At 60.5% G+C, this 19,433-nt stretch carries 8 protein-coding genes and 3 pseudogenes; 2 read left to right on the plus strand and 9 right to left on the minus strand.

Annotated features, from left to right (window positions below):
* Positions 1–220: 220 nt before the first annotated feature.
* Positions 221–406, minus strand: a pseudogene (locus JFT87_RS16060) (hypothetical protein); the annotation flags it as partial.
* 296 nt (positions 407–702) lie between these two features.
* Positions 703–2,958: a catalase/peroxidase HPI gene (gene katG / locus JFT87_RS16065; protein WP_201202728.1), complete on the minus strand. Its 2,256-nt coding sequence runs from the start codon at positions 2,956–2,958 to the stop codon at positions 703–705.
* A gap of 336 nt (positions 2,959–3,294) precedes the next feature.
* On the opposite strand from katG, the pseudogene JFT87_RS16070 reads away from it, so the two are divergent.
* Positions 3,295–5,330: pseudogene (locus JFT87_RS16070) on the plus strand (TonB-dependent receptor).
* 102 nt (positions 5,331–5,432) lie between these two features.
* Here JFT87_RS16070 and JFT87_RS16075 read toward each other — a convergent pair.
* The 7 genes from JFT87_RS16075 to JFT87_RS16105 form a co-directional block, all read right to left on the minus strand.
* Complete coding sequence (locus JFT87_RS16075) at positions 5,433–7,643, minus strand: sulfatase-like hydrolase/transferase (protein WP_201202730.1); 2,211 nt, start codon at positions 7,641–7,643, stop codon at positions 5,433–5,435.
* A 306-nt stretch (positions 7,644–7,949) separates the two neighbouring features.
* Entirely contained in the window at positions 7,950–8,147 is a 198-nt protein-coding gene (locus JFT87_RS16080) for a helix-turn-helix transcriptional regulator (RefSeq protein ID WP_201202731.1), read from the minus strand.
* Positions 8,144–8,518 (minus strand): hypothetical protein, encoded by a 375-nt coding sequence (locus JFT87_RS16085; protein ID WP_201202732.1) that lies wholly within the window; start codon positions 8,516–8,518, stop codon positions 8,144–8,146. Before JFT87_RS16085 ends, JFT87_RS16080 begins: the two co-directional genes overlap by 4 nt.
* Before the next feature lie 137 nt (positions 8,519–8,655).
* Positions 8,656–9,141, minus strand: a complete 486-nt coding sequence (locus tag JFT87_RS16090; protein ID WP_201202733.1) for a copper chaperone PCu(A)C — start codon at positions 9,139–9,141, stop codon at positions 8,656–8,658.
* Positions 9,141–9,746, minus strand: coding sequence for an SCO family protein (locus JFT87_RS16095; protein WP_201202734.1), 606 nt, complete (start codon positions 9,744–9,746; stop codon positions 9,141–9,143). Before JFT87_RS16095 ends, JFT87_RS16090 begins: the two co-directional genes overlap by 1 nt.
* Positions 9,747–9,901: 155 nt before the next feature.
* Positions 9,902–11,296, minus strand: a complete 1,395-nt coding sequence (locus JFT87_RS16100) for an efflux transporter outer membrane subunit (protein ID WP_274610084.1) — start codon at positions 11,294–11,296, stop codon at positions 9,902–9,904.
* Positions 11,297–11,488: 192 nt separating this feature from the next.
* Complete coding sequence (locus tag JFT87_RS16105) at positions 11,489–12,283, minus strand: helix-turn-helix transcriptional regulator (RefSeq protein WP_201202736.1); 795 nt, start codon at positions 12,281–12,283, stop codon at positions 11,489–11,491.
* 485 nt (positions 12,284–12,768) lie between these two features.
* Between JFT87_RS16105 and JFT87_RS16110 the strand changes: the two are divergent.
* Positions 12,769–19,178 (plus strand): annotated as a pseudogene (locus tag JFT87_RS16110) (amino acid adenylation domain-containing protein).
* Positions 19,179–19,433: the final 255 nt, after the last annotated feature.

Genomic DNA, 19,433 nt, shown 5'->3' on the forward strand with positions numbered 1-19,433 from the left:
CGAGTTACACCGACCTGAAAGTCCGGAGTCGAACTCTTGATCCGAAAGTCCAAAGTCGAACTCAGGTTTGAGAAGCCCACAGATCTGATCCTTTTCCCCTTCGCCCCCTTGGGGGAGAGGGCTGGGGTGAGGGGTGGAATCTAAGCACCACAACAATCCCAAACCGTACTCACAAAAAAACGCCGCGTTAAAAACGCGGCGTTTTCATTTCCCGAAAAAACTACTTCAAGTCGAAACGATCGAGGTTGGTGACCTTCGTCCACGCCGCCACAAAGTCCCTAACGAACTGCTCCTTCGCATCCGAACTGGCATACACCTCAGCCAGCGCCCTTAATTGCGCGTTGGAACCGAACACCAGATCGACCCGCGTCGCCGTCCATTTCACGCTGCCGGTTTTACGGTCGCGTCATTCGAACTCGTCAGCATCCACCTCACCCTAACCCTCTCCCAGTGGGAGAGGGGACTGACCGAGGTGGATGGTCGAGTTACACCGACCTGAAAGTCCGGAGTCGAACTCTTGATCCGAAAGTCCAAAGTCGAACTCAGGTTTGAAAAGCCCACAGATCTGCTCCCTTTCCCCCTCGCCTCCTTGGGGGAGAGGGCTGGGGTGAGGGGGTAGAATCTAAGCACCACCACAATCCCAAACCGTACACACAAAAAAACGCCGCGTTAAAAACGCGGCGTTTTCATTTCCCGAAAAAACTACTTCAAGTCGAAACGATCGAGGTTGGTGACCTTCGTCCACGCGGCCACGAAGTCTTTGACGAACCGCTCCTTCGCGTCGCTGCTGGCATAGACTTCCGCCAATGCCCGCAACTGCGCATTCGAACCAAACACCAGATCGACCCGGGTTGCCATCCATTTCACCGCGCCGGTTTTGCGGTCGCGGCCTTCGAATTCCTCCTTGGTCTCCGACGTCGGTTTCCACTCAACGCCCATGTCCAGCAGGTTGGTGAAGAAGTCGTTGGTTAACGCTTCTGGCCGTTGAGTGAAGACGCCGTGCTTGGCTTGGCCGATGTTGGTATTCAGCACCCGCAGGCCGCCGATCAGCGCGGTCATTTCTGGCGCGGTGAGGGTCAGCAGTTGCGCCTTGTCGATCAACAGTTGCTCGGCCGGAACGCGGTAGCGGGTTTTCAGGTAGTTGCGGAAGCCGTCGGCGATGGGCTCCAGGAAGCCGAACGATTCCACGTCTGTTTGCTCTTGGGTGGCGTCCATCCGTCCTGGGGTGAACGGCACCGTGACGGTGTGGCCAGCGTTTTTTGCCGCTTGTTCGACGCCGGCGTTACCGGCGAGCACGATCAGATCGGCCAGGGAGACTTTCTTGCCGCCGCTGTTGAACTCGCTTTGGATACTTTCGAGTTTCGCCAGCACCTTCGCCAGTTGTTCGGGCTGGTTGGCTTGCCAGGATTTTTGTGGCGCCAGCCGCAGACGTCCACCGTTGGCGCCGCCGCGTTTGTCGGAGCCACGGAAGGTGGAAGCGGCTGCCCAAGCGGTGGACACCAGTTGTGAAACGCTCAGGCCCGAGGCGAGGAGTTTGCCCTTGAGTGCGGCGATGTCGCTGTCGTTGACCACGGCATGGTCGAGCGCAGGGATCGGGTCTTGCCACAGCAGTTCTTCGGCGGGCAGTTCCGGGCCGAGGTAGCGTGAGAGTGGGCCCATGTCGCGGTGGATAAGCTTGAACCAGGCGCGGGCGAAGGCATCGGCGAGTTGGTCGGGATTGGCCAGGAAGCGCCGTGCAATTGGCTCGTAGATCGGGTCGAAGCGCAGCGCCAGGTCCGAGGTCAGCATGGTTGGGTTGCGGCGTTTGGACGGGTCGTGGGCATCCGGGATGGTGCCGGCGCCGCCGCCATTTTTGGGTGTCCACTGGTGCGCGCCGGCCGGGCTTTTGGTCAGTTCCCAATCGAAGCCGAACAGGTTTTCCAGGTAGTTGTTGCTCCACTTGGTCGGGGTGGTGGTCCAGGTCACTTCCAGGCCGCTGGTGATGGTGTCGGCGCCTTTGCCGGTGCCGAAGCTGTTCTTCCAACCGAAGCCTTGTTCTTCCAGGCCCGCAGCTTCGGGTTCTGCACCGACGTTGTCGGCAGGGCCGGCGCCGTGGGTTTTGCCGAAGGCGTGGCCGCCGGCGATCAGCGCCACGGTTTCTTCGTCATTCATGGCCATGCGGCCGAAGGTTTCGCGGATGTCTATGGCGGATCTGATCGGGTCTGGCTCGCCTTCCGGACCTTCCGGGTTGACGTAGATCAGGCCCATTTGCACGGCGGCCAATGGGTTTTCCAGGTTGCGACCGTGGTCGGTGCGGCTCTCCTCATTTTTTCCCGGTTCGGCTACGAGTGGACCTTCGCCGGGTGCTTCCACGGGGGCGTTTTCTTTGCCGTAGCGGGTGTCGCCGCCGAGCCATTTGTTTTCAGAACCCCAGTACACGTCTTCGTCCGGTTCCCACACATCGGGACGACCGCCGGAATAGCCGAAGGTCTTGAAGCCCATGGACTCCAGCGCGACGTTGCCGGTGAGGACGATCAGATCGGCCCAGGAAATGTTCTGGCCATACTTTTGCTTGATCGGCCAGAGCAGCCGGCGCGCCTTGTCGAGGCTGACGTTGTCCGGCCAACTGTTGAGCGGCGCAAAGCGTTGCTGGCCGGAACCGGCACCGCCACGGCCATCACCGGTGCGGTAAGTGCCGGCAGCGTGCCAGGCCATGCGGATAAAAAACGGCCCGTAGTGACCGAAGTCCGCCGGCCACCAGTCTTGGGAATCGGTCATCAGCGCATTCAGATCGGCTTTGACCGCCGCAAAATCGAGTTTTTTGAACGCATCGGCGTAGTTGAAGCCCTTGTCCAAAGGATCGGACAGGGTCGAGTGCTGGTGCAGGATTTTCAGATTCAGTTGATTCGGCCACCAGTCGCGGTTCGTCGTACCACCGCCAGCGGCGTGATTGAACGGGCATTTCGATTCGTTTGCCATGTTCGGATCCTTATCAGGTCTGCTATGGCCGGCTCATGCCGACTTCGGACTAGTAAGGCTAGACCCGAGTTGGGCAGTCAGCTAATAGGCCGACTGTTGGGCGCCGATAGGTAAAGTCTTTCAGGGTTTTAATCACGAAAACCTGGCACCTTCAAACGTCTGCTAAGCGTCCGAAATCCTTGTCCTTGAGCACTTGCTGGCAAATTAAAAGCAAGAATCGTAATGACAGAATGAAACGTTATTGTATAACATTAATTTTGTTTCACTCTGTTTCCTTCAGCGCAATGTGCAAGCGCTGACTGCGATTCTCATTGTTCAGCTCACGGAAATTCTGAAATGCCTGCCCGTTCCCACCTCCTGCAACGACGCCTCAATCCTCTGGCCGTCGCGTTGCTGTTCACCTCGCCGGTATTTGCCGGCGAGCCCCTTGAACTGCAACCCCAAGTCATCACCGGCAATCCACTTGGCAGCCAGGCACTGGCTTCGCCGTCGACGGTGCTCAGCGGCGACGACCTCACGCTGCAAACGAAGGGCAGCCTTGGCGAAACCCTGAACAAGCAACCCGGTGTTTCTTCGTCGTACTTCGGCCCGGGCGCGAGCCGGCCGATCATTCGCGGTCAGGACGGCGACCGCATCCGCATTCTGCGTAATGGTGTCGGCGCGCTGGATGCTTCGTCGCTGTCTTACGATCACGCAGTACCACTGGACCCGGTCAACGTCGAGCGCATTGAAATCGTTCGTGGCCCTGCCGCCTTGCTCTATGGCGGCAGCGCCATCGGCGGGGTGGTCAACACCTTCGACAATCGCATCCCGACCGAGGCCATCGACGGCATCCACGGTGCCGGTGAGTTGCGTTACGGCGGCGCCGACACCACGCGCAGCAGCGCCGGCAAACTCGAGGCTGGCAACGGTGAGTTCGCTTTGCACCTGGACGCCAGCGCTCGTGAGTTCAATGACCTGAAAATCCCCGGTTACGCGAAAACCAGTCGCGAACGTGCCAGCGACGATGGCGATTCTAAAAAACATCGCCTGGCCAACAGCGACGGGCGTCAGGACGGCGGGGCAGTGGGGGCTCTTACACCTGGGATGACGGATACGCCGGCCTGTCCTACAGCAACTACAATTCGAACTACGGTTCGCCCGCCGAAGACGATGTGCGCATCCGCATGCAACAGGAGCACTACGCCTTCGCCTCCGAGATGCGCAATCTCGACGGGCCGTTCAGCTCAATCAAACTCGATGCCGGTTACACCGATTACCAGCATCGTGAAATCGAAGGTGGCGAAGTCGGCACGACGTTCAAGAACAAAGGTTATGAAGCGCGAGTCGAGGCGCGGCACCAGCCTTTGGGGCCGTTCAACGGAGTGATCGGTGCGCAAGTCAGCCGCAACCAGTTCTCGGCACTGGGCGAAGAAGCCTTCGTGCCGCAGACCGATACCGATGCCGGTGCGTTGTTTATTCTCGAAGAGCTGCAAGCCACCGATCGACTGCTGTTTACCCTCGGCGGGCGCCTTGAGCACACCACGGTCGATCCGGACGCCAAAAGTAACGAGCGTTTTGCCAACGCTGACCGCTCCAGCAGTTTCACCGCTGGCAGTCTGTCGTCCGGCGCGGTGTACACGCTGACGCCGATCTGGTCGGTGGCCGCGACGCTGGGATATACCGAGCGCGCGCCGACGTTCTACGAGCTATACGCCAACGGTGCCCACGTCGCGACCGGCACTTATGAAGTCGGGGATGCCGGGCTGTCGAAAGAGAAAGCCGTGTCCAGCGATCTGGCGTTACGTTTCGACAACGGCACGCACAAGGGCAGTGTCGGCGTGTTCTACAGTCACTTTTCCAATTACATCGGCTTGCTCGGCACTGGCCGCTCACTGAATGACGACGGCGAGGAAGATGCCGACGGCATTCCTGAATACACCTACTCCGGCGTCCGTGCACGCTTCAGCGGTATTGAAGCGCAAGACCGCTGGGCGCTCGGTGAAAACGCCTATGGCAAGTTCGCCCTGGAAGTGTCCGGCGACTACACCCGTGCGAAGAACCTCGACAGCGGCGAGAACCTGCCGCGCATTGCCCCGTTGCGGTTGAACAGCGGCCTGCTGTGGGAACTGGATCGTTGGCAGGCGCGGATCGATGTCGAGCACGCCAGTTCACAGCATCGCGTGCCGGCCAATGAAAGCAGCACCGATGGCTACACCACTCTGGGCGCCAACGTGGGATATCACTTCGACGTCGGCCAGAGCAAATGGCTGGCCTTCGTCAACGCCGAGAACCTGACCAATCAAACCGTTCGCTATGCCAGTTCGATCCTGCGCGACATTGCGCCGGCAGAAGGGCGCAGCATCCAGGTCGGGTTACGCACGACGTTCTGATAATCCCACGTAGGAGCTGCCGCAGGCTGCGATCTGTTGATCTTGTTTTTTACAATCAACATCAAAAGATCGCAGCCTGCGGCAGCTCCTACACGGGCGTGCTCAGGTGGATTGGGCGGTGTCGTCTTCGGGCACGTCGTCGAGCATGTCCTCTTGGCCCGGCAATTCAGTGATCACGCTGAAGTCCGTCACTTCGACGGCGCCCAGGCCGTAACCCAACAAGTGGAAGGAAAACGCCTTGCGCTCTTGCGGGTTGTCGAAGCTGAAGTTCATTTCCAGTGGCTGGTCGGCGGTCGCCACCATTTCCTGCGGCAGACCGATCTGCACGTCCTGTTCAAACTCCTTGGCCTTGAGCTGAATGTACGCTGCTTGCTGCGGATCGACCGAACGCACTGTCAGGCGCACGCGGGTGTGCGAACCCTTGGGCATTTCCAGATACTGCGCGCCGATCAGATTATCGGCCCAGTCATCCTTGATCTGCGCCTGCAGCGGGATGACGTTGGTGCTGCCGAACTGATAGCGGTGATTGAGCGGCGTGCGCAGCAACGACAGGTCCAGCGCGTTGGCGCGGGCGGCGATCTGCCTGGCGGGATGACCGCTGTAAGTGCCCTTGAACGTAGCGCTTTCAGCGATGAAACCGGCACTCTCGTAATAGCGGCAACGGCGCGGCATGTCGCACTCGGCGAAGATCCCCTGACCGTTGTGATAGCGCAGTTTGCCGTTGGTGAACGACATGATTTCGCGCCCGCTGTCGTAGTCGCGAAACAGCGAGCGGCCGCTCAGGGCGGAGGGCACCGGCAGGTCGAAATAGTCGAGGATCGAAGTGCTCAGGTCGACGTGGCCATACACGCCTTTGTTCAGCCGTGGCAGTTGTTCGTGCTCCGGCGCCAGTGTCAGGTTGAAACCCCAGGAGGAGGCCAGGCGCACACCATCGATGCCATGGGATTCATCCGAAGTGATCACCACCAGCGTGTCTTTCAACACGCCTTGGCGTTCGAGACCGCTGAGGAACTGCTCCAGCGCATCGTCGAGGTAGCCGACGGCGGCTTGCTTGGGCGTTTCGTAGCGCTCCAGATAATCTTCCGGTGCGGAGTAGGGCTGGTGGGTGCCCACAGTCAGCAGCGTCAGCATCCACGGTTTTTTCTGCTTTTTCAGTTGGCCGACATAGTCCAGCGCACCCTCGAAGAACGCTTTGTCGTCCTTGCCCCACGGGAATTCCAGATGGTTGGCGTTGGTGAACCATTCCAGACCATGGGTCGCATCGAAACCGATGTGCGGCATGATTTTGTCTTTGGCCATGAAGCGCAGCCCGGCACCTTGCAGGTAGTGGGTGCTGAAGCCGTGTTCGCGCAATTGTGCCGGCAGGCACGCCTGATTGCGTTCGTTGAGGGTGAGCATTTCCACGCCTTTTGGCGTGCCGTTATTGAGCTTGTCATAATCGCCGCAGAGCATCGCGTACAGACCGCGAATGGTCTGGTGCGTGTGCAGCACGTAATCCGGGGTGTTCATGCCGCGCTCGGCCCAGCGGCTGAGGTTGGGCATCAGGTCTTCCTGATAGTGGCTGCCGATGGCTTCACGGTTGGCGCGGATATAGGCGCCGGGAATGCCCTCCAGGGCGATGATCAACACGTTGCGCGCCTGACCCGGTGCCGCCAGCAATTTTTGCCCATTGAGATCGACATCGGTCAGTCCGGCCATGACCGGCGCGGGTTCTTCGACATCGCCGTCCAGCCATTCTTCGGCGCGGATCTGCAGATCAGCGACCTCGCTGGCCATCAGTTGATGCGGCAGGTTATAGGCGCGCCATGGGTCAGTCTCGCTCGGCCACAGGTTCTGCACGCCCCAATGAGCGGCGAACAACACCAACGGCGCGCTCCATACCGCGCGGGGCAGCGCTGGGCGCGCCGTTCCGCGCGCGGTGAATTGCGTCAGCACCCAGAACAGCAGGGCCAGCAACAGCGTGATGCCCAATCCCGGATGGGCCAACCCGCCGCCCGTAGAGTTTTCCACGAACTGCGGATCGATCAGGTAATGAATGTCGGAAGGCGTCGGCAGGCGCCCGACCGCGCTGACCAGTTCGGCGGTCGCCACCGCCAGCAGGCCCCAGAACAGCAGCACTGGCAACGCCAGCCACCACGCCCGGCGATGCAGCAAAACCACCAGCAAACTGCCAATGGCCAGATCTGACAAATAGCCCAGTGGTGTCGACCAACCCACCGCCGCGCGCAGGCACACCGGCACGATCAGCACCAAAACAATCAACGAAAAGAGGCGGGCAGTTGGCTGCCGCAACCGGTTAAAAAGAGCGCTCACAAAAAAGACCTTCCAGTCATTAAAACGTCAAAAAAGTGTGCGCGATGATACCAAGGGTCAGCTGTCTGATCGCCTTTTAAAACAGTTGGGTGATCTGGTTTTGGCGAGTGCTTGGTGGCTTGCAGCCCTGAGTGGCTCTCGTCTGCCCCGGCAATTGGCGATATTGCTGTCGATGGTTTTATTGTTTCAGGCTGTTTAACCCGTACCCGAATCTCCTGTAGGCGCTACGGCACGCGGCGATCTTTTAAAGACCAGGATCAAAAGATCGCCGCCTCGTTGCACTCGTCAGCTCCTACAGGGATCGTCTCAGGCTTGACTGTCGTCGAAGATGTTTTCAATCGGCATTTCGAATGCCCGGGCAATCTGGAAGGCCAAGGGCAAACTCGGGTCGTAGCGTTCGTTTTCGATCGCATTGATGGTCTGGCGCGACACGTTCAGGCGTTCCGCCAGATCGACCTGCGACCACTTGCGCTCGGCGCGCAGTTCCTTCAGGCGATTTTTCATTGGTAGCGGCGTCGGGCGATTTGCAGGCCGAGGATCCACATCAGCCCCATCACCGGCCACACACACGTCCACGGAATGTGCGGCGCACCGACGTTTTCCAGAAAACCGTAGCTGAACGTCAGCAGGGCCGAGGCGGCGAAGGCAAAACCCAGTGCTTCAAACTGAATGCGCAGATGCATTTCGTCCATGCGTCGCATGTTGCGCACGATGGCCCAGCACATCAGGCCTGCCGGGAGGATCGGGGTCAGCGCCACCACGGATCGCAGAATAATGTTGGCATCCAGCAGGTACTGGCTGGCGATCAGGGAAAGGCTCAACACCAGCACGTAGAGCACCAATGCGGCGCCCAGTTCGAGGTAGTAGCGGTTCATTCTTCAATTCCTATGTAAAAGACCCTTTACATAGTCGCCGAAGCGTTTTCTGATGTAAAGCACGCTTTCCATTGGCGAAAAAACGGGGCGGCATGATCATCAATCATGCCGCCCCGCAGGTCTTTCAGTCAGTCGGATCAGTGCATTTTGCTGTGATCGTGACCTTCCATGTTGGTCAGCGCGCGGACCGGCGCTTTGACCTCGAGGGTTTCTTTCTCGCCCTTGGCGTTCTCGACGGTCAGGGTCAGCGGCACGCTCTCGCCTTCTTTCAACTGAGCGGTCAGGCCCATCAGCATCACGTGGTAGCCGTTCGGATCAAGCTTGACGGCTTTGCCAGCGGGCAGCTCGACGAACTTCACCGGGCCCATGCTCATGACGTCGTTTTTCATGGTCATTTCGTGAATCTGCACGTCTTTCGCCACCGGCGTCGCAACGCTGAGCAGCTTGCTGTCGCTGTCGCTGTCGGCGGTGACGGTCATGAACGCGCCGCTCGCGGTCTGGGTCGGCACGGTGGCACGTACCCAGGCATCGTCGACTTTGGTCTGCGCCGACGCCTGGAAAGCCAGGCCCATCAGCGACAGGGCCAGCGCGGCGCGTTTTATGTTGTTCAAAACAGGGTGCATCAGCAAACCTCCATAACAGTAAGCAAATCTTCGGTGCATTCTTCTGCCGAAAGCGAGGTGGACAGGCCCATGCGCAAGCCGCCACGAGAGTCGTAGACGTAACTGGTGGACGTGTGCGAGATGGTGTAGGTATCGCCCGCCGGGACCTTCTCGTAGAACACGTCGAATTCCTTGGCGGTGGCCTTGGTTTCCTCAAGCGTGCCGTACAGCGCCACAAAGCTCGGGTCGAAGGCTTTCATGTAGGCGTCGAGGATTTCTGGCGTGTCGCGTTCGGGATCAAGGGTGATGAAGATCACCTGCAAGCGATCGCCGTCCTTGCCCATCAGTTTCTTGATTTTCGCCGCGCGGGCGAGGGTGGTCGGGCAGACTGCCGGGCACTGGGTGAAGCCGAAGAAGATCATCGGCATCATGCCGCGAAAGCTCGACAGCGACATGGTTTCGCCGTCGGTGTTCTTCAGCTTGAAGGTGCGTCCGAGGATCTTGTCACTCAGATCCTTGCCGTACTTGTACGACAGTTCGCCGCGGGTGTCGCAGCCGGCGAGCAGGCCGAGCCCGAGTACGCCCATTCCCGCAAGCACCTTGCGGCGAGTCAACAAAGCCGTCATCTAATACCGCCTTTTGCAGCCCGTCAGTCGACAGGACTGGCGGGGGTTAACCGTAAAAGCGGCGCATGATACCAAACTGAGACCAGACGACGGCTGCGGATCGCCGTGCGGCGTGGGATAGGGCGACAAAAGGTGTAAGAAAAAGTGACGAGTGCTCACTGTGCGCGCGGTTCATCGCCCCGCCAGCCGCCGCCCAGCGCGGTGTACAGGTTGACCTCGGCGACCAGTTGCGCGAGGCGATCAGTGATCAGACCTTGCTGTGAACTGAACAACGAACGCTGCGCATCGAGAAACGTCAGGCTGCTGTCGACGCCGTTCTTGTAACGATTCTGCGCCAGGTTGTAATAGGTTTGCGTGGCTTGCACCAGGTCGCTTTGGGCCTGCAGTTGTTGCTGATAAGTGGCGCGCGCTGCCAGTCCATCGGCCACTTCCTGAAACGCCGTTTGAATCGATTTTTCGTATTCGGCGACCGCCACGTCTTTCTGCAACTTTGAGTAATCCAGGCTCGCACGCAGGCTGCCGGCATTGAAAATCGGCAGGCTGATTTGCGGTTGAAACGTCCACGCGCCGGAGCCGCTGCCGAACAGTCCGGAGAGATCGCGGCTGGAGGTACCGGCGTTGGCGGTCAGGCTGACACTGGGGAAAAACGCCGCCCGCGCGGCGCCGATATTGGCGTTGGCGGCTTTGAGTTTGTACTCGGCCTGAAGAATGTCCGGGCGCCGTTGCAGCAGGTCCGAGGGCAACCCGGCAGGCAGTTGTTCCACCAGATCGCTGGCGAGTGGACGCACGGGCAACGACTCCGGTACCGGTGCACCGACCAACAGCGTCAGGCTGTTCAAGTCCTGCGCGACCTGGCGTTGATAGCGCGCCAGATTGGCCCGTGAACTGTCGACACTGGTTTTCGCCTGAGCCTGTTCCAGCGCGGAAGACTTGCCGGCGTCGCGGTTGCGCGTGGTCAGGTGCAGGCTTTGTTCATCGGCAGCGAGGGTGTCGCGGGTCAGTTCAAGCAGTTCCTGATCGGCGCGCCAGGTCAGGTAAGCGTTGGCGACGTTGGCCACCAGACTCAACTGCGCGCTGCGCCGCGCCTCTTCGGTGGACAGCCAGGTTTGCAAGGCCTGCTCGCTGAGGCTGCGCACCCGGCCGAAAAAATCCAGTTCATAGGCACTGATGCCGAGATTGACCGCGTAGGTCGAATTAATCAGCGCTTTGCTTTTGGTCACACTGGGTGGCATGCGCTGGCGCGATTCGCTGGCATTGGCCGACACCGCTGGATACAGGTCGGCACGCTGAATGCGGTATTGCGCCTGGAAGGCTTCGACATTGAGCGCTGCGACGCGCAAGTCGCGGTTGTTGATCAAGGCGCTTTCGATGAGTTGTTGCAGGGCTGGATCATTGAACAGCGTGCGCCAGTCTTCAGTGCTGGCCGAGGCCAGCGTCGGCGTCGGGTATTGCGCGGCAACAGGGGCTGCGGGCCGCTGGTAGTCAGGAATCAGCGAGCAGCCGGCCATCAGCATAGCTAAGGACAGCAGAGAGAATCGCAACGTCGACATCGAACAGCCTCGTTCATGAAAGAGCAGATGCTTGTAGTGAACAACCCGTAAGCCAGACACCCCCTGTAGGAGCTGCGGCACGCTGCGATCTTTTGATCTGGTTTTGAACAAAGCAGGATCAAAAGATCGCAACGTGCCGCAGCTCCTACACGGGTTGAAGTCAGTGGGAGATTTTGTGCAGGCTCAACCCGGTCAGGCCCCGGCCATCCATTTCGCCAGGCCATGCCGGCCACGGACACCCAATTTGGCCGTGGCACGTTTGAGATAGGTCTCGATCGAGCTGTTCTTGACCCGCAGTTTTTCCGCCATTTGCGGCACGGTGGCGCCAGTCAACAAACCCAGGCAAACCTCTTTTTCACGCGCCGACAGCACAATCGCGCTGAACCCCAACCGTTCATCAAACACCTGCGCCAGCGGCGCCTGATCCAGTTCGGCCATGGGCTGGCGCGGTTGCCTGGCGAGGGTTTGCCGGCTGATCTGCGCATGTCGCTCGATCAGCGGCAACAGGGTGTCGGAGAGACTCTTGAGAAACGACAGTTCCGGCAGAGAAAACACCCGCTGGGTGTGCGGCCGGTAAAACGAGATGACGCAGCGCCGGTTGGAAGTGCGCGACACCAGATTGCACTGATGAACGCTGTACGCAGGGTGGCGAGATTGCAGCGAAGCTCTCAACTGGATCAGCAACGAGTCGTTCATTTCGATCATCTTCTCCAGCAGCGGATGATCGTCCGGACGCTCCAGCGGAACGGACGGCGCACAATGCTGTGCCAGTCCGGCACTGCCCAGCGCCTTGATCTCGACCACGCTGGCCTGGCGCTCATCCAGCGTCCACTCACTGAGATCGACCCGGTTGACCGGTACCAGCGTGTCGACCAACTGGAACATGTTCGTGGCGAAGTGATCATCGCCGGTGCTCGCAATCAGTTCCCCAAGTTGCCAGTAGAAGTGCGGATTTTCCATGTCGCGAATGCTGCCGGTCAGATTCATATCCTTCATCCTTGGTTCAGAGCCATCACTGAATCGTCTGCCGTCTCTGTAAAAGCCGCCCACCCAGTCATTTCTCCTTGAACACGAACTGGAGCGGGATTTAAGCCTATGGATTTGTCCTACGTCTGTAGGGGAAACAGGGACACAAAGTGCCACTATTTCTGAAATTTGGCGCCGGGGTTCTGACGGAGTTCAGTGCATAAACATGCAGTTTTGTGACTGTCAGGTCACGCAAAACACCCATTAGGCGGGCAGATCGGTTTTTTTGATTGGCGACATCGAGGCAAAAAGCACTATTGATGATTGGCGCTTTTCCTACAGGTTTTTCAGATTTAGCCACCCGAACTTTTAGAAGTTGCCTGCTCTGGGTGGGCCAAAAATTCGTCAAGGACGTTGCCAGGGGCTGCGGGTGTCCGGGTTTCAGGTGTCATGTCGGCGGCGGGGCCGATGCTTGAATACCGGCAAAATCACATGAGAAGGATCTTATGCCGCCTATTTCTGCCCACGTGGCGGACGATCAGTCCGCGCCTGTCGAGACGTTCGCCCTGACTGCCGCCCAACGGGATATCTGGCTGGATCAACTGAGCCGCGGAGATTCGCCGCTGTATAACATTGGCGGTTACGTCGAACTGAGCGGGCCGCTGGATCCGGCACTGCTGCAGTCGGCACTTGAATATCTGGTTGAAGCCAACGATGCCTTGCGCATTGTTCTGCGGTCGGATGTTGATGACGACGGGCTACCGTTGCAAGACTTTGCGCAGGCGCTGCCCGTGGCCATGCCGCTGCACGACTTCAGTGGGCACCCCGATCCGCAGTCGGCGGCCCGCAAGCTGGTCGAAGAGCAAATGGCGCATGCCTTTGTGTTGAACGGGCAAGCGTTGTTCCGCTTCACTCTGATTCGCCTTGATCGCCATCGCCACTGGTTGGCAGCGCAGGCCCACCACTTGATTATCGATGGCTGGGCTTTCGCTCTGCTGTTCAAGTCGCTGGGCGACATTTACAGCGCGTTGTGCCGTGGCGAGCGCCCGAGTGTGGCGGCACCGTCCTATGTCGGCTTTATCGAAGATGACGCGCGCTACCAGCAGTCACCCCGTTATGAACTCGATCAACGCTACTGGCTGAACAAGTACCGCAGCTTGCCCGAACCCTTGTTGACTGCCCGCCATCGCGAATCCCTTGACGTTGAAGCAGCCCCCAGTCGCATTCACGTCGAGGCTTTTTCAACCGCACTGCACGAGCGCATGAAGGACTGCGCGCGGCAATCGGGTGGCTCGGCCTTTCATGTCTTGCTGGCGGCACTGCACGTGTATTTCAGTCGCACCGCGCAACGTGACGAGTGGGTGGTCGGCTTGCCAATCCTCAATCGCTCCGGGGCGCGTTTCAAAAGCACCTTGGGCCTGTTCACCCAGGTCAGCGCAATGCACATGGACTTTGGCCGAGCGCTGCCATTTGGCGAATTGATCAAGGCCATTGGCGACGCTCTCAAGCAGGATTTTCGCCATCAGCGTTACCCGCTGAGCGAGATGAACCGCGCGCTGGGCCTGTTGCGCGAAGACCGCTCGCAACTGTTCGAGCTGTCGGTGTCGTACGAGCAGGACGACCATGAATACCGTTACGGTGAGGCGTCGGGGCACTCGGTCAAGGTCTCCAACCAGCATGAGACGACACCGCTGGCCATTCACCTGCGCAGCAACCGTTACGACGACAAGGCCTGGCTGCATCTGGTGTATTCCCCGGCCTATTTCACGGCAGACGAGATCGCGTCGTTCACCGAACACTTGTTGCTGATTCTGCGGCAAGGCCTGGAATCTCCTGAGCGGGCCGTCGCCGATTTCAACCTGAACAGCCCGGCCGAGCTCGCCCTGCTACATAAGTGGAATGACACTCGGGTCAGCTATTCGCAAAACCAGACGATTCATCAACGCTTCGCGTCGCGGGTTGCCGAACAACCGGATGCTGTGGTCGCGACTCATCAGGGGCGGTCGCTGAGTTACGCCGAGCTGAACCGGCAAGCCAATACGCTGGTCCATCATCTGCTGGGCCTCGGTGTACGACCTGATGACCGGATAGCGATTATTGCCCGCAGAGGCCTGGAAACATTGGTCGGGCTGCTGGCAACGCTCAAGGCCGGCGCGGCGTATGTGCCGATTGACCCGGCGCATCCGCCCGAGCGCCTGAGCTATCTGCTCAGCGACAGCGCGCCAGTGGCGCTGCTGACCCAAAGCGATCTGCGCGAGCGCTTACCCGCCACAGCGCTGCCAGTGATTGAGCTTGATCGGCGCGAGTGGTCGCTCGACAGCGTCACCGATCCCGAGGTGGCCGGGCTGAACCCTGGCAATCTTGCTTATGTGATTTACACCTCGGGCTCGACCGGGTTGCCCAAGGGCGTGATGGTCGAACACCGCACCTTGTGCAATCTGGTCGACTGGCACTGCGAGGCTTTCGGTCTCGGCCCGGGGCAGCACACGTCGAGCCTGGCCGGCTTCGGTTTCGACGCGATGGCGTGGGAGCTTTGGCCGGCGTTGTGTGCCGGGGCGACGGTGCATTTTTCACCCGCAACCGACGGCAACGAAGACATCGACGCGCTGCTGGCGTGGTGGCGAGCGCAGCCGCTGGACGTCAGCTTTTTACCCACGCCGATCGCCGAATACGCCTTCAGTAAACAACTCGATCACCCGACCTTGCGCACTTTGTTGATCGGCGGCGATCGCCTGCGCCAGTTCAATCGCGCGCAGGGTTTTGCGGTGGTCAACAACTATGGCCCGACCGAAGCCACGGTGGTCGCCACTTCAGGCCTGATCACGCCGGGGCAAGCGTTGCACATCGGCAAACCGGTGAGTAATGCCACGGCTTATTTGCTCGATGATCAACAGCGCCCGGTGCCGATTGGCATCATCGGCGAGCTGTATGTCGGCGGCGCCGGGGTTGCACGGGGCTATCTGAATCGCCCGGAATTGACGGCCGAACGCTTCCTCGACGACCCGTTCAGTGCGCAGCCGGATGCGCGCCTGTATCGTACGGGCGACCTCGCACGTTGGCGCGCCGACGGCAACCTTGAGTACATCGGCCGTAACGATGACCAGGTAAAGGTGCGCGGTGTGCGTGTCGAACTGGGCGAAATCGAAGCCGCTCTTGCCAGCCATGATGCGGTGCAAGAAGCGGTGGTGCTGGTGCGCGATGGCCAATTGTTGGCGTGGTTCACCGAACGTGAGGCGCTGGATATCCTGCGACTGCACGCGCATCTGACGTCGCGATTGCCGGCCGCGATGCTACCGGCCGCTTACGTGCGCCTGGCGAGTTTGCCCCTGACGGCCAACGGCAAGCTCGATCGCCAGGCCCTGCCGGTACCGGGGCCGGAAGCGTTGATTCGTCGCGGATACGAGGCGCCACAGGGTGATGTCGAAATTGCCCTGGCGCAGATCTGGGCCGAGGTTTTGCAGGTCGAGCGGGTAGGACGGCACGACCATTTCTTTGAGCTGGGCGGCCACTCGTTGTTGGCGGTGGGCCTGATCGAACGCATGCGCCAGATCGGCATGAGCAGCGATGTGCGGGTGTTGTTCAATCAACCGACGCTGGCAGCGCTGGCAGCAGCGGAGGGCAGCGGCCGCGAAGTCGAGGTGCCGGCCAACCGTATTGCCGCCGATTGCACGCACATCACGCCGGACCTGCTGCCCTTGGTGCAACTGGATCAGGGGATGATCGAGCGTATCGTCGCCACCGTGCCGGGCGGTGCCGCCAATGTGCAGGACATCTACCCGTTGGCGCCGTTGCAGGAAGGCATTCTCTATCACCACATCACCGCCGCACAGGGCGATCCGTACCTGCTGCAATCACTGCTGGCGTTCGACAGTCTCGAGCGGGTCGAGGCTTTCGCTGCTGCGTTGCGTCAGGTCATGGCGCGCCACGACATCCTGCGCACGGCAGTGGTCTGGGAAGGGCTGACGTCACCGGTGCAGGTGGTGTGGCGCGAGGCCATTTTGCCGGTGCAAGAGCTTGAGCTGGATCCTGCCCACGGCGCGATCATCGATCAATTACACCAGCGCTTCGACGCGCGGCGTTATCGCCTCGACATAAGCCAGGCGCCGCTGCTGCGCCTGATGGTTGCCCGTGACCCGGAGCAAAACCGGGTGGTGGGCATCTTGCTGTTCCACCATCTGGCGATGGATCACATCGCATTGGAGGCGATGCGCGAAGAAATTCACGCCAGCCTGTCCGGGCACGGCGAACCGCTGGCAGCACCGGTGCCGTACCGCAACTATGTGGCGCAAACGAGATTCGGCGTCAGCGAGCAGGAGCATGAAGCGTTCTTTCGCCAGATGCTCGGCGACATCGACGAGCCGACCTTGCCGTTCGCTTTGCAGAACGTCCAGGGCGACGGCAGCAACATCGAAGAAGCCGAGCAAACCGTGGCGCCCGATCTCTATCAGCGCATGCAACAGCAGGTGCGTCTGGCTGGCGTGAGTGTCGCCAGTTTGATCCATCTCGCCTGGGCGCAAGTGTTGGCGGCGACCTCTGGCCAGCAAAGTGTGGTGTTCGGCACGGTGCTGATGGGCCGAATGCAGGGCGGCGCGGGCGCAGACCGAGCGTTGGGGGTGTTCATCAACACCTTGCCGCTGCGGGTCGATGTCGGCGAGGGCGCGCGCACGGCGGTGCAATCCACCCATGCGCGCCTGAGCGCTTTACTCGGTCATGAACACGCCTCATTGGCGCTGGCCCAACGTTGCAGTGGCGTTGCCGCACCTGCGCCGCTGTTCAGTGCCTTGCTCAACTACCGGCACAGCGATGATGTCGAGCAAAAAACCTCTCGGCAAACCTGGCAGGGCATCGAGACGCTGGCCAACGAGGAGCGCACCAATTACCCGTTTACCCTGAGTGTCGATGACCTCGGCACGGGCTTGCGCCTGACCACCAGAACCTTGTCGGACATTGGCGCACAACGGATTTGCGCATACGTGCAGGCGGCGTTGAGCGGCTTGGTCGAGGCGCTGGAAACTGCACCGCAACGGCCGTTGAACAGTCTGCCGTTGCTGTCGCGAGCAGAGCTGCAACAGCTGCTGATTGAGTTCAACGATACGGCAGTCGATTGCCCGATGGACCAGCCGCTGCAAGCGCTGTTCGAACAACAGGTGCAGCGCAAGCCGGATGCCATTGCGGTGCAATTCGCCGGGCAGCGCCTGACCTATCGCCAGTTGAACGAGCAAGCCAACCGCTTGGCCCATTATCTGCGCGGGCTGGGCGTACAGCCGGATTCGCGGGTAGCCATCTGCGTCGAGCGCGGGCCTGAGCTGGTGATCGGCCTGTTGGGCATTCTCAAGGCCGGAGGTGCTTATGTGCCGCTCGATCCGGATTATCCGCTGCAACGGCTGAACTACATGTTGCAGGACAGCGCGCCGGTCGCGCTGCTGGTGCATGCCGCGACGCGCGATCTGCTGAGCGAACCCGGCGTGCCGGTGATCGATCTCGACCTCGGTGCATGGCAGGACCAGCCACACGACAATCCGCGAGTGCCGGGTCTTGGCGCGGCGAATCTGGCCTACATGATCTACACCTCCGGCTCCACCGGTACGCCGAAGGGGTGATGATCGAGCACCGCAGCGCCTGCAACATGGTGCACTGGGGCTCGCAACTTGCGCCGCCCACTGACCACGGCGCGTTGCTGCAAAAGGCCCCGTACAGTTTCGACAGTTCGGTGTGGGAGATTTTCTGGCCGCTGTGTTCGGGCATGCGCCTGGTGCTTGCGCGCGCCGATGGCAATCGCGATTCGGCCTATGTGACGCAAGTGATCCGCGAGCAGAACATTACCGTGGTCAAGTTCGTCCCGGCGCTGTTGCAGCAGTTCATCGAACAGGACGATGTCAGTCAGTGCACCAGCCTCACCGATGTGCTCAACGGTGGCGGCGAGTTAACCGTCGCCCTGGCACGGCAAGTGCGTGAACGCCTGCCGTGGGTGCGCCTGCACAACGTCTATGGGCCGACCGAAACCACGGTCGACAGCAGCGGCTGGACGCTGGAGCCCGGCGAGCCGGTGCCGCCGACACTGGTGCCGATCGGCAAGGCGCTGAGCAACACGCGGCTGTATGTCCTCGATGGCTGCGATCAACCGGTGCCGGTTGGCGTCAGCGGGCATTTGCACATTGGCGGGGTGGGCGTGGCGCGCGGCTATCTGGGGCTGCCGCAACTGCAGGCCGAACGCTTTATCGACAGCCCGTTCGTGGCCGGTGATCGCTTGTATCGCACCGGCGATCTGGTGCGTTACGGCGCTGACGGCAATCTCGAGTTCCTCGGTCGCAATGACTTTCAGGTCAAGCTGCGCGGGGTGCGCCTTGAGCTGGGCGAGATTGAAGCGCGCCTGCTCGAGCACCCGGCGATCCGCGAGGCGGTGGTGCTGGTACGCGATGAGCGACTGGTGGCGTATTACTCAGTGCGTACCGGCGTCGCTGCGCCCACGCTTGAAGCGTTGCGCGCGCATGTGTTGGCGCGATTGCCGGAGTTCATGGTGCCTGGCGCTTACGTGATGCTGGCGGCGTTGCCCTTGACGCCCAACGACAAAATCGACCGCAAGACGTTGCCGGAGCCGGGGGCGGAGGCGCTGCTCAGTCGTCCTTATGCGGCACCCGAAGGGGACGTGGAAATGGCCCTGGCGCAGATCTGGGCGCAAGTGCTCAAGGTCGAGCAGGTTGGGCGCCACGACAACTTCTTTGAACTGGGCGGGCATTCGTTGCTGGCGGTGAGTCTGGTGGCGCGCATGCGTCTGGCCGGGCTGCATGTCGACGCGCGGACGCTGTTCAGTCAGCCGACGCTGGCCGCGCTGGCGGCACAGACCTCGCGGCAGGCCAGGCAGGTTGAAATCGCCCAGACCACCATCCCAAGTCTCAACCGCAAGCGCCGCCTCTGACCGTCGGACGCAAGCCCTGTGGGAGCGGGCTTGCTCGCGAAGGCGTCGTTTCAGTCAATATTGATGTCGACTGACACACCGCTTTCGCGAGCAAGCCCGCTCCCACAGGGGGCTGCGGTGCTCACGCAGGTGGCTTGTCCCCGCTTCCCATGTCAGACACCCACGCCCCGATGTTTTAGTTTTTCCAGGCTGCGCGCCGTGTGCACGGACTCGCTGCTGCGCGCTCCTTTTTCCGTATTTACAGCAGGTTACCTC

Source organism: Pseudomonas sp. TH15 (genome assembly GCF_016651105.1).
Classification (GTDB): Bacteria; Pseudomonadota; Gammaproteobacteria; order Pseudomonadales; family Pseudomonadaceae; genus Aquipseudomonas.

Excerpts from the sequence above, each read along its gene's own strand:
- katG (WP_201202728.1), bottom strand. The coding sequence starts at position 2,958 with ATGGCAAACGAATCGAAATGCCCGTTCAATCACGCCGCTGGCGGTGGT.
- JFT87_RS16085 (WP_201202732.1), bottom strand. The coding sequence starts at position 8,518 with ATGAACCGCTACTACCTCGAACTGGGCGCCGCATTGGTGCTCTACGTG.
- JFT87_RS16095 (WP_201202734.1), bottom strand. The coding sequence starts at position 9,746 with ATGACGGCTTTGTTGACTCGCCGCAAGGTGCTTGCGGGAATGGGCGTA.
- JFT87_RS16080 (WP_201202731.1), bottom strand. The coding sequence starts at position 8,147 with ATGAAAAATCGCCTGAAGGAACTGCGCGCCGAGCGCAAGTGGTCGCAG.
- JFT87_RS16090 (WP_201202733.1), bottom strand. The coding sequence starts at position 9,141 with ATGCACCCTGTTTTGAACAACATAAAACGCGCCGCGCTGGCCCTGTCG.
- JFT87_RS16100 (WP_274610084.1), bottom strand. The coding sequence starts at position 11,296 with ATGTCGACGTTGCGATTCTCTCTGCTGTCCTTAGCTATGCTGATGGCC.
- JFT87_RS16105 (WP_201202736.1), bottom strand. The coding sequence starts at position 12,283 with ATGAATCTGACCGGCAGCATTCGCGACATGGAAAATCCGCACTTCTAC.